Raw genomic sequence first — 14,782 nt, 5'->3', positions numbered from 1 at the left:
TCACAGGTATCAAAAGCGATCAGAACGATCAGAGCCAACAACGATCAGAGCCGACAGGGCTGTCCGAGCCGGCACCGCGGTCACAGCGCTCACAGCGATCACAGCGAGCAGGAGACACAGCACGATGCGTATCGGAGTTCTCACCGCAGGCGGCGACTGCCCCGGCCTGAACGCCGTGATCCGGTCGGTCGTCCACCGGGCGGTCACGCAGTACGACGACGAGGTCATCGGCTTCGAGGACGGCTACGCGGGGCTGCTCGACGGCCGCTACCGCGCCCTCGACCTCGACGACGTCAGCGGCATCCTCGCGCGCGGCGGCACCATCCTCGGCTCCTCCCGTCTCCAGCGCGACCGGCTGCGTGAGGCCTGCGAGAACGCCTCCGACATGATCCACGAGTTCGGTATCGACGCGCTGATCCCGATCGGCGGCGAGGGCACGCTGACGGCGGCCCGGATGCTGAGCGACGCGGGCCTGCCGGTCGTCGGCGTCCCCAAGACGATCGACAACGACATCTCGGCGACGGACCGCACCTTCGGCTTCGACACGGCGGTGGGCGTCGCCACGGAGGCGATGGACCGCCTCAAGACCACCGCCGAGTCGCATCAGCGGGTGATGGTCGTCGAGGTCATGGGCCGGCACGCGGGCTGGATCGCCCTGGAGTCCGGCATGGCGGCCGGTGCCCACGGCATCTGCCTCCCCGAGCGCCCCTTCGACCCCGCGCACCTCGTGAAGATGGTCGAGGAGCGGTTCGCGCGCGGCAAGAAGTTCGCGGTCATCTGCGTCGCCGAGGGCGCGCACCCCGCCGAGGGCAGCATGGACTACGACCACGGCGCGATCGACCAGTTCGGCCACGAGCGCTTCCAGGGCATCGGTACGGCACTGGCGTACGAGCTGGAGCGACGGCTCGGCAAGGAGGCCAAGCCGGTCATCCTCGGCCACATCCAGCGCGGCGGCACGCCCACCGCGTACGACCGCGTGCTCGCGACCCGGTTCGGCTGGCACGCGGTGGAGGCCGCGCACCAGGGCCAGTTCGGGCGGATGACGGCACTGCGTGGGACCGACGTGGTGATGGTGCCGCTGGCGGAGGCGGTCATGGAGCTGAAGACGGTCCCGAAGGACCGGATGGACGAGGCGGAGTCGGTTTTCTAACCGGTGGACGAGACGGGGCGCGAGACCTGGGCGTGGTGCTGAGGGGCCGCGCTCTTCGGTTCCGCGGTCTTCGGTTCTGCGGTCTCAGGGAGCAGTGCTCTCCAGCCTTGCCCAGAAGTGCTCCACGATCCGGTCGAGGAAGTCGCGTCCGATGTGGCTCGCCCCGGTCGCCGCGGAGCCGTCCGCCCAGGTCAGGGTGGCGGCCATCTGCCCCTGGTAGTAGCGGTGCAACTCCTGGAGGGTGCTCTCCAGGAGGCGCCGGTTCAATGGCACCACCTTGTTGACGGGACGGACGTACGCCTGCCAGCGCGTCGTGACCGCGCCGCGCAGCAGTCCGGCGAGTCTGCCGTCGAGGCCCGTGAGGGTGATGAGGTCGGGGAGCGATAGGTCGAGTACCTCGGCGAGAATCGCGGACTGCCGCTCGGTGCCGCGCCACTCGTCCTTCTCCTCCATCCGCGCGTAGACGAGGAGTTCGAACCCGACGGCCCGGGCGACGTCCTCGGCACTGAGCCCGCGTGCGACGCGATGCTCGCGCAAGGTGTGCGGGCGGCCGATGAGTTCGCTGGGCGCACACCACAACACCCCTGCGAGAGCGGTGAGTTCACTCGCTCCCGGGGCCATGAGGTTGCGCTCCCAGGCGATCACGTGGTCGGGCGTGACGTACGGCAGACCGTACGAGACCCGCATCCCGTACGCGACGTGTTCGGGGCCCATTCCGAGGGCCAGGCGGAGTCTGCGGGCGGCGTGGGCGTCGAAGGGCGGGGTCGGCGGCATGGGCGGTGGGGACGGAACTGGGGGTCGGCGCACGCGCCACAAGCTAGGGGCGCGGGGCGGCGGTGACTACGTTCTGTTCGGCCACAATTACGGATTGTAGGAAACTACGGCTGGGCGAGGGTCCTGGGGGTGATGTGGGCGGTACTCCGGGGTTGCCGAAGGTGATGGGGTGCCGGCCGTCCGGACGACTCGGCCGGAGCTCCCGCGGCGAGGAATCATGCGAACGGCAAGGTGGCGGGGCATATGCGCGCGTGTCCCTCGGCCGTGCGTGCGGTGTCGGGGTGCTTCCGGGTGGCGGGGGGCGTCGAGCGTTCGGGCGTGCCTCGAAGGCCTGTGCGGTACGGTCGGGGGCTCGGCCGGGTGGGTAACTGGCCAGTACTGACCAGTAGTTGCGGCGCGATCCTTGCGGTGCGGGGATGGCGGACACGGTGAGGCCGGGTGGGCGGCCTCGGAGGGCGGTGGTCGCGTGAGCGGCAAGGCGGAGCAGGGGCAAGAGGCAGCGGCAGCGGTAGTGGCGGCTGGGACTGGGGCTGGGGTGCGGAAGGTGGAGGGGCATATACGGGAGCGGCTGCTGGCCCCGAACTTCTGGCACCTCGCGACGGTCGGCGCCGACGGCATGCCGCAGGTGTCGCCGATGTGGGTGGACATGGAGGGCGACCACGTCATGGTCAACACGGCCATCGGCCGCGTGAAGGAGGAGAACCTCCGCCGCAATCCGAACGTCTCCCTCTCCCACCACGACCCCGAGAACCCGTACGACCGTGCCGAGATCCGGGGGCGCGTGGTGCGGTTCGTGGAGGGCGAGGAGGCGGAACGTTCCATGGACCGGCTCACCAAGAAGTACATCAACGAGGACCGCTATCCGTGGCTGCTGCCGGGGGAGCGGCGCGTGATGCTCCTCATCGAGGTGACGCGGGTGCGGCGGGTTGTGGGGGTGGAGCCGTTCCGGCCGGGGGTGCTGCCTGAGGTGTGAGCGGGGTGCCCTTCTTCTTGGGCAGGGACTCGGGAGTTTGCGGGGTTGGGGGTGGGAGGGCGTGACGCCGGGGTGGGGCGGGTGTTACTGCTGCTCATTGGCCCAGGTGCGGGCCCGGTCGGCTTCGGCGGTGTCGCCGACCCGGGTAAAGGCGTCGGCGGCCTGGAGCGAGCAGGCGCCGGCCTCGGCGGGACGGCCGGCGGCCTTGTGGGTGCGGGCGAGGTTGTGGAGGACCTCGCCAGTCCGGTACCAGTCCTCGAACTCCCGGTAGATCTCCAGCGCCTTCCCATACCCCTCGACCGCCTCTCCCACCCGGCCCGCCTCCCGCAGGGCGATACCGAGGTTGTTCCACGCGCTGGCCTCGCGGTGACGATCCCCGACGGCCTGGTACAGATCGCGGGCGCGGGTGTAGGCCTCGACCGCCTCCGCCACCCCGCCCGCCTCCCGCAGGGCGATACCGAGGTTGTTCCACGCGCTGGCCTCGCCGTGGCGGTCCCCGACGGCCTGGTGCAGGTCGCGGGCGCGGGTGTGCGCCTCGACCGCCTCCGCCACCCGGCCCGCCTCCCGCAGGGCGCCGCCGAGGTTGTTCCACGCCATGGCCTCGCGGTCACGGTTCCCGACGGCCTGGTGCAGGTCGCGGGCACGGGTGTGCGCCTCCACTGCCTCCGCTACCCGGCCCGCCTCTCGCAGGGCGATACCGAGGTTGTTCCACGCGCCGGCCTCGCGGTGACGATTTCCGGTGTGGACGGCCGCTTCCAGACCAGCCCGGCCCACCCCGACCCAGTCATCGAAATACCGCCGCCACTCCAGATAGACCCCTAGACATGCGGCCAGCCTCCAGGCCGTGTCCGCAAACCGCTCCCGTTCCCCCCACCCCACCGCCTCCACCAGCCCCGCACGCTCCCCATCCAGCCACCCCAACGCCTCCCCCCGCCCCCCGAACCGCCCAGGCACCGGCAAACCCGGCAACCGCCGCAACCAGTCATTAGCCGCACCCGCCCGCGCGAGATAGAAATCCAGCACCCGCTCCCGCACCTCCTCCCCCTCCTCCACCAACCCCGCATCCCCCGCCACCACACCCACCCCGAACACCCGCACCAAGTCATGCAACCGCCACCGCACGCCGGCATCCGAACCGTCGTCAGTCCTGACCGGGGTGACGAGGTGCGTGGCGGCCAGGTCCTCCAAGAGGCGCAGGGCGGTCTCCGTGCCGAGGTCGGTCAGGGCGGCTACCGCCTCCGTGCTGGTGTCCGGGCCCGGGGCGAGGGCGAGCAGGCGCAGCAGGCGGGCCTGGTCGGGTGGGAGGCGGCGGTACGAGGTCTCCAGGATCGGTCGGAGGGCGAGGGCGCGGCCGTACAGGTCGGTGCCTCGGGTGCCGTTGTCCAGTACGGCAGTCGGGTCCTCGGCCTGCATGATCTCGGTCACCAGGGAGGCGATACCGCGGAGACGGCGGCGGCGCAGCATCGCGGCGGCGATCTGGAGGGCGAGCGGCAAGTGTCCGCAGAGGGCGGTCAGTTCGTGGAGGGCGTCCGGTTCGCGGGCCGGGCGGTCGTCGCGTTCGTCGGCGTCGTGGAGGGCGCGGGTGATGAGCGCTGCGGAGTCCTCCGGAGGGAGCGCCTCCAGGTCGATGAGGCGGACGCCGGTGAGGGAGTCCGGACGGTCACGGGAGGTGATCAGTACCCGGTGGTGGTCCGTGCCGGGAAGCAGAGGGAGGTACTGGGCCGGGTCCGAGGCGTTGTCCAGGATCAGCAGCGTGCGGTCAGGCCGCTCGGCGAGGAGTTGGCGGTAGACGTCGTACTGGCGTGCGGTGGATGGAGGCAGATCCGGTCCACGTACGCCGAGGGCGTCGAGCAGGGCCAGGACCGCTTGGTCGGCGGTGACCGGGTCGTCGTCGTAACCGCGTAGGTCGACGAAGAGCGTGCCGCCGGGAAACCAGGCCTGCGCGTAGGCCTGGTGTGCCGCCTCGACGGCGAGCGCAGTCTTGCCGATGCCGCCCATGCCGGTGACGGCGAAGATGAGGAGAGGGAGCGCGGCGGCATCGTTCGGGGCGGGTTCGAGGTGCGGCAGCAAGCGGCCCAGTTCCGCCGATCGGCCTGTGAAGCCGAAGGGGCGGGGCGGGAGCGTGGCGGTCGCCAGGGGGACCGGGCCGTGGGAGTGGACTCCTGTGCCGAGTTTCGCGTGCGGGCTATCGTCCGTCGCCGTCGGGGCGGTGCCCGACTTGCTTTGCGATGAAGGTGCCGTTGAACGTGCCTCCCCGGAGGTCGATGTGGTCCCCTCCGTACGTGGAGCCGCGAAAAGGACCCTCCCGAGGGTCGGTGGCCGCCTGGCCAGGCACAGGCTTCGGCTCCAGCTCGCGGAGTACGGCGATCGCCGCCTCGGCCGCGTTCGCGGCAGCCCGGGGCTGCGAACCCTGCGCGTCCGCACGGGACTTGTCCGCGTCGGCCTTGTCGCTGATGCCCCGGATGATCAACGCGCCCGCCTCACCGGCGAGATGCACCGCGTGGGCTACTCCGGAGCTCTCCATCTCGATGGCGGCGGCGTCGTTGTAGCTCGTGCGGATGCGCTGGGCGAGCTCGGAGTCGCTGTCCGCGAGGACGACGTCTCCCACGGCGATCGGCTTGAAGTGGGCTTTGCCGCGCAGCGCTTCCTTGGCCGCCTGCTCCAGGCGGTGCGAGGCGCGCCAGGCTTCCGGACGGGTGAGGAAACCGTCGGGGGTCTGCTTGCCGCCGTGGATCGCGTACACCTTGGTCGCGACCACGACGTCACCGATCGCGATGTCGTCCTTCAGGCCGCCCGCGACGCCGACGAAGATCACTGCCTCGGGGTCGAGCCAGGTCAGCACGCGTTCGGTGAGCGTGGCCGCCGTGAGCGTGCCCTCGCCCATGTCGACGAGGGCCACCTGCCAGGGCGTGCCGGCGAGTTGGCCTCGCTTGGCCTTGGTGCCGTAGCGCGGGTGGGTGAGCTTCTCGACGTCAGCGAGGTGGGCGAGTACGGCGTCGTATTCGAGTGACAGTGCGGTCAGGACCGCCACCGTGGGTTTTGTCTCCGGCACGCTTCCAAGGTACTGCCAAGGCGCCTGTACGGAGCGCGTGTTGGAGTGGTGGGCTGCGGCGTACCTTGATGTCACGCGAGGCTCGAAGGCGGCGCCTCGGAGGCGGCACGGGGGACGGACGGCACGATGGCGACCGAGTACGACGGGGACCACCTCGACTTCCAGGGCGGGAAGTTCACGGGTCCCTTCACGGCGAAGGCGGAGTACCGCGAGCACGCGCCGGCGCCCAGCGCGCTGGACGCCCTCCCCGCGCGGGCGGTCGGCTTCACCGGCAGGGACGGTGAACTGCGGGCGCTGCTCGACGCGTTCGACCCGTCCGACTCCGACTCCGACTCCGACTCCGACCCTGACTCCGGCTCCGATTCCGGTGCCGCCCCGGAAGCGGTGGTGGTCGCGGCGGTCTCCGGGCTCGGGGGTATCGGCAAGACCGCGCTCGCGGTGCAGGCGGGGCACGAGGCCTGCGCCAAGGGCTGGTTCCCGGGCGGGGTGCTCTTCCTCGACCTGCACGGGTACGACGAGGAACCCGTCACCGCCGAGCAGGCTCTGGAGGCGCTGCTGCGGGCGCTGGGTACGGAGCCGGAGCACATCCCGGCCCGCGCGGACGAGCGGGCCGCGCTCTACCGCTCGGCCCTCGCCGACCGTGCCCGGGAACGGGGTCCGGTACTGGTCCTGGCCGACAACGCGTCCTCGCCGACTCAAGTGCGGTCCCTGCTGCCGGGCAGCGACACGGGGCACCGGCTCCTGGTCACTTCACGGGACCGGCTGCCCCAACTGGGGGCTCGGCTGATGGCGTTGGACGAACTGACGCCGGAGGAGGCGTACGAGCTCCTCGACCGCGCCCTGCGGATCGCTCACCCTGCCGACAGCCGTGTCGCGGACGATCCTGAGTCGGTCACGGCCCTCGCCACCCTCTGCGGACATCTGCCGCTCGCCCTCCAGATCGCGGCGGCGCTGCTGGTGGTGGACCGGGGTAAACCGGTCGAGGAACTTGCCACCGAACTTACTGAGTCCCGCGACCGGCTCGACCACCTCGATGACGGCGAGCGCAGTGTCCGGGCCGCCTTCGACCTGTCGTACAGGCGGTTGCCGCCCGAGCAGGCCCGCGTGCTGCGTCTGTTGGCGCTGGCCCCGGGGCCCGATGCGAGCGACGAGGTCGTCGCCGCGCTCGTCGGGACGGACACACCTCCGGTCCGGGCGCTGGAGGCCCTGGCCCGCGCGCATCTCGTCGAGCGGGGGAGCGGACGCCGGCGGTGGCGGTTGCATGACTTGGTGCGGGTGTTCGGGGTGGGTGTGGTGGCGGGGGATGCGGGGTTGGTGGAGGAGGGGGAGGCTGCGCGGGGGCGGGTGCTGGACTTTTATTACTCGTGGGCGGATGCGGCTGATGACTGGTTGCGGTGGTTTCCGGGGTTGCCGGTGCCGTGGCGGTTCGGGGGGCGGGGGGAGTCGTTGGGGTGGCTGGATGGGGAGCGTGCGGGGCTGGTGGAGGCGGTGGGGTGGGGGGAGCAGGAGCGGTTTGCGGACACGGCTTGGCGGCTGGCCGAATGTCTGGGGGTCTATCTGGAGTGGCGGCGGTATTTCGATGACTGTGTCGGGGTGGGCCGGGCTGGTCTGAAGGCGGCCGTCCGCGCCGGGGACTACGAGGGCGAGGCCAGCGCGTGGAACAACCTCGGCAACGCCCTGCGGGAGGCGGGCCGGGTGGCGGAGGCGGTCGAGGCGCACACCCGCGCCCGCGACCTGTGCCAGGCCTCTGGGGACCGCCACCAGGAGGCCATCGCGTGGAACAACCTCGGCATCGCCCTGCGGGAGGCGGGGCGGGTGGCGGAGGCGGTCGAGGCGCACACCCGCGCCCGCGATCTGTACCAGGCCGCCGGGGATCGTCACCGCGAGGCCAGCGCGTGGAACAACCTCGGCATCGCCCTGCGGGAGGCGGGGCGGGTGGCGGAGGCGGTCGAGGCGCACACCCGCGCCCGTGACCTGTTCCAGGCCGCCGGGGATCGTCACCGCGAGGCCAGCGCGTGGAACAACCTCGGCCTCGCCCTTCAGGAGGCGGGCCGGGTGGCGGAGGCGATTGGGGGGTATGGGAGGGCGTTGGAGGTCTACCGGGAGTTCGAGGACTGGCACAACACGGGCCAGGTCCTCCACAACCTCGCCCGCGCCCACGAGGCCGCCGGCCGTGCCGCGGAGGCCCGTGTCTGCTGGCTCCAGGCCGCCGACGCCTTCACCCGGGCCGGCGATACCGCTGAGGCCGACCGGGCCCGCACGCGGGCTGAGGAGCAGCAATAACCCCTCACCCCCTCAGCCCTTGACCGCCCCACCCAGCGCGAACCCCCCACCCACTCGCCTAGCCACCAGCACGTACAACAAAATCACCGGCGTCGAATAAATAACCGAGAACGCGGCCAACTGCCCATAGACAACCGTCCCCCGATTCCCGAAGAAGTCGTTGATGCTCACGCTCGCCGGCATCTGGTCCGGAGTGAGCAGCAGCATGAACGGGACGAAGAAGTTGCCCCACATCATCACGAACGAGAAGACGGTCACCACCGCCACCCCCGGACCCATCAGCGGCAGCACGATCCGTAGCAGGGACTGGAACGACGAGGCCCCGTCGGTCCAGGCCGCCTCCTCCAGCTCCCTCGGTACCCCGTCCATGAAGTTCTTCATCAGCCACACAGCGAACGGGAGTTGAGACGCGGCGAAGAAGAAGATCGTGCCCTGCATCGTGTCGATCAGGTTCACCCGTACGAACAGCGCGTACACCGGCACCATGATCGCGGTGATCGGCAGACACGTGGCGAACAGGATCGTCAGCAGGAACGGGCGGTTGAAGCGTGACCTGAATCGCGACAGCGGGTACGCCGCCAGCGTCGCGCACGTCACCGTCAGCAGGGTCCCGCCCCCGCACAGGACAAGGCTGTTGAGCAGGGGCGTGAAGGTGATCTCATCCGTCAGTACCGCGTCGAAGTTCCCGAACGTCAGGCCGTCCGGGACCCTCAGTCGCAGGTCCGCGTGCGGGTCCAGCGCCGACAGGACCACCCACGCGAGCGGGAGTACGAAGGCCGCCGCGACGACCAGGAGGCCGGCATCCGCCGCCAACCGGCGGTTCGTCCGGCGTGATGCCGCCGTCATCTCACACCTCCGTCCGTAGCAGCCGCATGTACACCAGCGAGAACAGGGAGCCGACCACCAGCAACAGCAGGGCCACCGCCGTGCCGTAGCCGATCATGCTTTTCTGGAAGGCCTGTTCGTACATGAAGAGGGGGAGCGTCTGGCTTCGATTTCCCGGGCCGCCTCTCGTCATCACCCAGATCAGGCCGAACACCGACAGGGTCTGGAGGGTGTTCAGCATCAGGTTCGTGCCGATCGAGCGCCGGATCATCGGCAGCGTGATGTGCCACATCCGGCGCCAGCCGCCCGCGCCGTCGACCTCCGCCGCCTCCGTGATCTCCTTCGGGATCTCGTTCAGCGCCGCCGAGTAGACCAGCATCGAGAACGCCGTACCCCGCCACACGTTCGCGAACGACACCGCCAGGATCGGCAGCGTGAACAGCCAGTTCTGGGAGGGGAGATGGAGCCGGTCCAGGATCGCGTTCAGGGTGCCCTCCCGCCGGAAGAACGCGTACAGCAGGAAACCCGCCACCACCTCCGGCAGCACCCACGCCGTGATCACGATCCCGCCCACCAGGGTCCGTACCGGCTTCGACGCCCGCTGCATCAGCGACGCCAGCGCCAGCCCCAGGGTGTTCTGGCCGAGCAGGGACGAAACGACCGTGAAGACCAGCGTCAGCCATACGGCGTTCAGGAACGCCTCGTCCTTGAACGCCGTACGGAAGTTCTCGAAGCCGACGAAGGAAGATGCGGCCTGGCCGGTCAACTGCAGGTCGGTGAAGGCGATGTAGGCGCAGTACGCGATCGGGCCGGCCAGGAACAGGAGCAGCAGGACCACCGCCGGTGCCACCGGAAGCGCACGGGTCAGCATGCGCGTCGGGGAGTGCCTGGTCGCACTCGCCCCGCTCACGGCTTCTCTACCACCTGGTCGTCCGTCGCCGACGTCAGTGCCTCGTCGTACGCGCTCGCCGCCTCCGCCACCGACGCGTCGCCCGTCGTCACGCCCTCCATCGCCTCCTGGACGGCCGTCGAGACCTTCGGGTACGCCGGATACGCCGGGCGGTAGTGCGTGCTCGCCACCAGGTCCGTGAAGAACCTGATGCCGGGCTGGGCGTCGACGTAGGCCGGATCCGCCGCGACGTCCTTGCGGACGGCGATGCCCGAGTTGGCGATGTACCACTTCTGGGCGTTCGCCTTCGTCTGCATCGTCCTGATGAACTCGAACGACAGGTCAGGGTTGTTCGCCTTCGCCGGGATCGCCCAGGTCCAGCCGCCCGACATGCTCACCCTGCCCGGCGCCTGGCCGTGCTGGGTCGGCATCGCCGCCAGGCCCAGCTTCGTCGACCACTCGGGCCATTCGTGGCCGCTGCCCGGCAGCCAGTCCTGGGGCAGCCACGAGCCGTCGAGGTTGATGCCCAGTCTGCCCTGGGGGAGCCACTCGCCCCTGGCGCGCGTGGCCACGTTGGGGTCCAGCGCGTCCGACACGTCCGGGCCCAGCTTCTCCTTGTACACCGTCTCGACGAACGTCAACGCGTCCTTGAAGGCCTGGCTCCCCGCGATCCACTTCTTCGACGAGCCGTCGTACAGGGGGTCCGAAGCCGCCGAGCCTTCCGTGCCGTACAGCAGCATCTCGAAGCCCTGCATCGTGGCCGCCTCGCCCACCGGCTTGCCCGTGTAGACGTTCAGGGGGATGACGTCCGGCACCTTCTCCTTGATCGTGCGGGCGGCGGACAGCACCTCGTCCCACGTCTTCGGCTGCCAGGCCTCCGGAAGCCCGGCCCGCTTGAAGATGCCCTTGTCGAACCAGAGCCCCCGGGTGTCCGTGCCGTCCGGGACGCCGTACGTCCTGCCGTCCTCGGCCCTGGCCGCCGTCTTCGCCGTGTCGATGAACTGGTTCCAGTCGGGCCACTTGGCGAGATAGGCGTCCAGCGGCTTCAAGTACCCGCTGGTGATGTCCGAGTTGATGAGGAACGTGTCCTCGTAGACCAGGTCGGGGGCCGTCTTGGGGGAGCGGAGCATCTGCTGGACCTTGGTGTAGTACTCCGAGTCCGGGGCCTTGATCGGGACCAACTCGACGTTCTTGCCCGGGTTGGCCTTCTCGAACTGCTTCTTGATGTCCGCCAGGTACACGTCCATCACCTTGACCGAGTTGTCGGTCGACTGTTTGAACGAGATCTTCACCGTGTCCGGATCACTTCCGGAGCCGCCGCCGCAGGCGGTGAGGGAGCCCGCGGCGAGGGTGAGGGTGGCAACGAGCAGGGATAATGGTGCAGTTGGGCGGGCGGCGGTGGGGCGCACGAGCACGACCTCCTACTGGCTCGGAAAGCCTGTATGGCTGCCTCGCGAACGTAAGAGGAGTGGTCTAGTCAGGTCAATGACCCTGCAGCGCCTACCGTTTGCTTCATACACACGTTGCGCATCGCTTTGTTCGCACATCGCACATCACACATCGCGGGTCACGGGAGGAAGAGCGTGCCGGAATCGCCGGAGTCAGCGGGAACGACGGGATCAGACGTCACCCTTGGGCAGTTGCTGCTCGCCGAGTACTCGACCCTCAAGGATGAGCAGAAGTCCCGTATCGGATTCCGCGACAACCTGCTCTACGTCACCCTCACCGTCGTCGCCGCCGTCATCGCGGCCGCCGCGCAGGCCGGGCAGCCCGTCATGCTGCTCGCGCTCCCGCCCGTGTGTGTCGTCCTCGGCTGGACCTACCTCATCAACGACGAGAAGATCTCGGCCATCGGGGCTTATGTGAGGGGCGAGTTGGGGCCTCGGCTCGCTCAAGTCGCCCAGGTCGAGGGGGCCTTCGGCTGGGAGTCCGCGCACCGGTCCGACGCCCGGCGCCGCTCCCGCAAGGCCGTTCAACTCGCCGTGGATCTCCTCGCGTTCTGTGTCGTCCCGCTCGCCGGACTCACCGTCTACTGGGGCGCGGGTGACACCGGCGGCCCGGGTCTGCTCGTGCTCTCCGTCGTCGAGGCGCTCGGCGTCGCAGGGCTGGCCGCCCAGGTGGTGGGCTACGCCCGCCCCCACATGTGACCCGTAACGCCCCGCTCCGACACGTGACCCCCTACTGCCCGCGCACCCACCGGTACTGCAACTCGGGCCGCCCCACCTGCCCGTACTGCGGGTTCCGCGCCGCCCGGCCCGCTTCGACCAGGTGTTCCAGATAGCGCCGGGCCGTGATGCGCGAGATGCCCACTTCCTCGGCGACCCCGGCCGCGGTGAGCCCCTCGGCGCTCGCCCGGAGAGTCACCGTGACCCGTTCGAGAGTGGGGGCGCTCAGGCCCTTGGGGAGGGCGGCGGGGCCCGGGGCGCGCAGGGTCGCCAGTGCGCGGTCGACCTCGTCCTGGCCGCTCGCCTCGCCCGCTGACGCGTGGAACTCCGCGTACCGCACCAGCCGGTCCCGGAGGGTCGCGAAGGTGAACGGCTTCAGTACGTACTGCACGACCCCCAGCGAGACGCCCTCCCGGACCACCGCCAGGTCACGCGCGGACGTCACCGCTATCACGTCCGCGTGGTAGCCCGCCGCCCGCAGCGAGCGGGCCAGTTGCAGCCCGTGTCCGTCGGGGAGGTGGAAGTCGAGCAGAAGCAGGTCCACCGGCGTACGGTCCAGGGCGCGGCGCGCCTCCGCGCCCGTGTGCGCCTTGCCCACGACCGCGAACCCGGGCACCCGGCCCACGTACATGACGTGCGCGTCGGCGGCGACCGGGTCGTCCTCCACGACGAGGACGCGGATGGGGTCGGTCGTCGTGTCCCTGCGCGGGGTGTCTCTCGGGTCGGTCATACGTCGCCTCCAGGCAAGGCGGGTTCGGCGTGCTCGGTCGACTCGGCCGGATCGGTCCGCTCGGTCCGCTCGGTCCGCTCGGTCGGTTCGGTCGGTTCGGTCGGGTCAGTGGGTTCTGCGGGGGAGCGGCCCCCCGAAGCACTCGCCGAGGCGGAGGCGGAGGCGGGGGCCGAGGCGGAGGCCGATGTCGAGGCCGTCGTCGTCGTGGGCGCCGGCGTCTTGGGCAGCGGCAGCCGTACCTCGAACTCCGCCCCGCCGCACGCGGCCTCGGCCACCGTCAGTGTCCCCTCGTGCCGGGCCACCGCCTGCCGTACGAGCGCCAGCCCGAGACCCCGGCCGCCCGGCCCCGCCGGCTTGGTCGTGAAGCCACGTTGGAAGACCGCCTCCGTGTGGGCCGGGTCGACGCCCGTGCCCGTGTCCGAGACCCGCAGCACCAGCAGGGCGTCCTCCGTCAGGGCCGTCACCGTCACCCGGGACGGTCCCATACCGCTCTCCAGGCTGCCCTGTGCCGCGTCCACCGCGTTGTCGATGAGGTTGCCCAGGATGGTGACCAGGTCGCGGGCGGGGAGTGTGTCGGGGAGGAGGCCGTCGTCGAGGCTGCTGTCCTCCGACACGACCAGCTCCACGCCCCGCTCGTTCGCCTGCGCCGTCTTGCCGAGCAGCAGGGCGGCCAGGACAGGTTCGCTGACCGCCGCGACGACCTGGTCGGTGAGCGCCTGGGCCAGTTCCAGTTCGGCCGTCGCGAAGTCCACTGCCTCCTCCGCCCGGCCCAGTTCGATCAGCGACACAACGGTGTGCAGGCGGTTCGCCGCCTCGTGCGCCTGCGAGCGCAACGCCTGCGTGAAACCCCGCTCGGAATCCAACTCGCCCATCAGGGACTGGAGTTCCGTCACATCGCGCAGGGTGACGACCGTACCCCGGCGCTCCCCGCTCGACACCGGGGAGGTGTTGACGACCAGGACCCGGTCGGCGGTCAGATGCACCTCGTCGACGCGCGGCTCGGCCGACAGCAGTGCGCCCGTCAGCGGCGCGGGCAGCCCCAGCTCGGCCACCGACCGGCCGACGACCTCGCCCTCGTCGACGACGCCCAGCAGCTCCCGCCCGCCGTCGTTCATCAGCGCCACCCTGTACTGCCCGTCGAGCATCAGCAGCCCCTCGCGTACGGCGTGCAGGGCGGCCTGGTGGTAGTCGTGCATACGGCTCAGCTCGGCCGCGTTCATGCCGTGGGTGTGGCGGCGCAGCCGCGCGTTGATGACGTACGTGCCGATCGCGCCCAGCGCCAGCGCGCCCGCCGCGACCCCGAACAGTGCCGTGACCTGGTCCTGGACCCGGGCGCTTATCTCCTCGACCCGGATACCCGCGCTGACCAGCCCGATGATCTCGCTGTCGGCGCCGCCGACGTGGATCGGTGTGACCGCGCGGACCGACGGGCCGAGCGTGCCGGAGAAGACCTCCGTGAACGACTCGCCGCGCAGCGCGCGCTCCCGGTGCCCGAGGAAGCGCTGACCGATCTGCTCCTTGTCGGGGTGGGTCCAGCGGATGCCCTCGGGGTTCATGATCGTGATGAAGTCGACGTCCGTGTGGTGCTGCACCTGGAGGGCGTACGGCTGGAGCAGGGTCGTCGGCTTCGGGGCGGTCAGGATCGCCTCCCGTACCGAGGGGGCGTCCGCGACGGAACGGGCCACGGCCATCGCCTGGCGGCCCGCGGCGTCCTCGGCCTGGCTGCGGTCGCTGAGATACGTGAACAGCGCACATCCGGCCACCACGACCGCGATCAGTACGGCCTGCATCGCGAACAGCTGGGCGGCCAGGCTGCGGGGTCCTGGAACGCGGGGGAAGCGCATGGTGTCAGTCTGCCTCTCCTTATAAGCGTGAACTAAATGAACGGAAGGGTGACCGCCCTCACAGGGCGGGGGATAGTCACGGCATCGCAGGGACGCG

12 protein-coding genes are annotated in these 14,782 nt (G+C 70.4%); 4 read left to right on the top strand and 8 right to left on the bottom strand.

From position 1 onward, the window contains the following. Nucleotides 1–124 precede the first annotated feature (124 nt). The gene (locus PV734_RS42255) at nucleotides 125–1,150 is read left to right on the top strand and encodes an ATP-dependent 6-phosphofructokinase (RefSeq protein ID WP_319294696.1); all 1,026 of its coding nucleotides are present in this window, start codon (nucleotides 125–127) and stop codon (nucleotides 1,148–1,150) included. 84 nt (nucleotides 1,151–1,234) lie between these two features. On the opposite strand, the gene PV734_RS42250 is transcribed toward PV734_RS42255, so the two are convergent. Then, nucleotides 1,235–1,924 carry a helix-turn-helix transcriptional regulator gene (locus tag PV734_RS42250; protein WP_319098045.1) on the bottom strand — a complete coding sequence of 230 codons (690 nt, stop codon included), beginning with the start codon at nucleotides 1,922–1,924 and terminating at the stop codon, nucleotides 1,235–1,237. Nucleotides 1,925–2,459: 535 nt separating this feature from the next. On the opposite strand from PV734_RS42250, the gene PV734_RS42245 reads away from it, so the two are divergent. Then, the gene (locus PV734_RS42245) at nucleotides 2,460–2,897 is read left to right on the top strand and encodes a PPOX class F420-dependent oxidoreductase (RefSeq protein WP_319098044.1); all 438 of its coding nucleotides are present in this window, start codon (nucleotides 2,460–2,462) and stop codon (nucleotides 2,895–2,897) included. 84 nt (nucleotides 2,898–2,981) lie between these two features. On the opposite strand, the gene PV734_RS42240 is transcribed toward PV734_RS42245, so the two are convergent. After that, complete coding sequence (locus PV734_RS42240) at nucleotides 2,982–4,895, bottom strand: tetratricopeptide repeat protein (protein WP_319294727.1); 1,914 nt, start codon at nucleotides 4,893–4,895, stop codon at nucleotides 2,982–2,984. A gap of 187 nt (nucleotides 4,896–5,082) precedes the next feature. After that, the gene (locus tag PV734_RS42235) at nucleotides 5,083–5,949 is read right to left on the bottom strand and encodes a 5'-methylthioadenosine/S-adenosylhomocysteine nucleosidase (protein ID WP_319294694.1); all 867 of its coding nucleotides are present in this window, start codon (nucleotides 5,947–5,949) and stop codon (nucleotides 5,083–5,085) included. A gap of 126 nt (nucleotides 5,950–6,075) precedes the next feature. Here PV734_RS42235 and PV734_RS42230 point away from each other — a divergent pair, with 126 nt between their 5' ends. Next, nucleotides 6,076–8,232 carry a tetratricopeptide repeat protein gene (locus tag PV734_RS42230; protein WP_319098040.1) on the top strand — a complete coding sequence of 719 codons (2,157 nt, stop codon included), beginning with the start codon at nucleotides 6,076–6,078 and terminating at the stop codon, nucleotides 8,230–8,232. Nucleotides 8,233–8,244: 12 nt separating this feature from the next. Here the strand turns inward: PV734_RS42230 and PV734_RS42225 are convergent, their stop codons facing one another. Genes PV734_RS42225 through PV734_RS42215 form a run of 3 tightly spaced genes read right to left on the bottom strand, consistent with a single transcriptional unit; the run spans nucleotide 8,245 to nucleotide 11,361 of the window. Then, nucleotides 8,245–9,078: a carbohydrate ABC transporter permease gene (locus tag PV734_RS42225; RefSeq protein WP_319294692.1), complete on the bottom strand. Its 834-nt coding sequence runs from the start codon at nucleotides 9,076–9,078 to the stop codon at nucleotides 8,245–8,247. A 1-nt stretch (nucleotide 9,079) separates the two neighbouring features. Next, on the bottom strand, nucleotides 9,080–9,928 hold the full coding sequence (locus tag PV734_RS42220) for a sugar ABC transporter permease (RefSeq protein WP_319098134.1): 849 nt from the start codon (nucleotides 9,926–9,928) through the stop codon (nucleotides 9,080–9,082). Between the two features lie 35 nt (nucleotides 9,929–9,963). Further along, on the bottom strand, nucleotides 9,964–11,361 hold the full coding sequence (locus PV734_RS42215) for an extracellular solute-binding protein (RefSeq protein WP_319098038.1): 1,398 nt from the start codon (nucleotides 11,359–11,361) through the stop codon (nucleotides 9,964–9,966). Nucleotides 11,362–11,529: 168 nt separating this feature from the next. On the opposite strand from PV734_RS42215, the gene PV734_RS42210 reads away from it, so the two are divergent. Further along, a complete protein-coding gene (locus tag PV734_RS42210) occupies nucleotides 11,530–12,093 on the top strand; it encodes a hypothetical protein (RefSeq protein WP_319294690.1) in 564 nt (187 codons plus the stop codon). Between the two features lie 31 nt (nucleotides 12,094–12,124). Here the strand turns inward: PV734_RS42210 and PV734_RS42205 are convergent, their stop codons facing one another. After that, on the bottom strand, nucleotides 12,125–12,841 hold the full coding sequence (locus PV734_RS42205; RefSeq protein ID WP_319294689.1) for a response regulator: 717 nt from the start codon (nucleotides 12,839–12,841) through the stop codon (nucleotides 12,125–12,127). Next, the gene (locus tag PV734_RS42200; RefSeq protein WP_319294688.1) at nucleotides 12,838–14,685 is read right to left on the bottom strand and encodes a sensor histidine kinase; all 1,848 of its coding nucleotides are present in this window, start codon (nucleotides 14,683–14,685) and stop codon (nucleotides 12,838–12,840) included. The genes PV734_RS42205 and PV734_RS42200 overlap by 4 nt, the downstream gene beginning before the upstream one ends. Between the last annotated feature and the right edge of the window lie 97 nt (nucleotides 14,686–14,782).

Origin of the sequence: Streptomyces sp. AK08-02, from assembly GCF_033795085.1 — a bacterium.
Classification (GTDB): domain Bacteria; phylum Actinomycetota; class Actinomycetes; order Streptomycetales; family Streptomycetaceae; genus Streptomyces; species Streptomyces echiniscabiei.
Note: the sequence above shows the minus strand (reverse complement) of the source record. Positions and strands in the feature narration are given on the sequence as shown.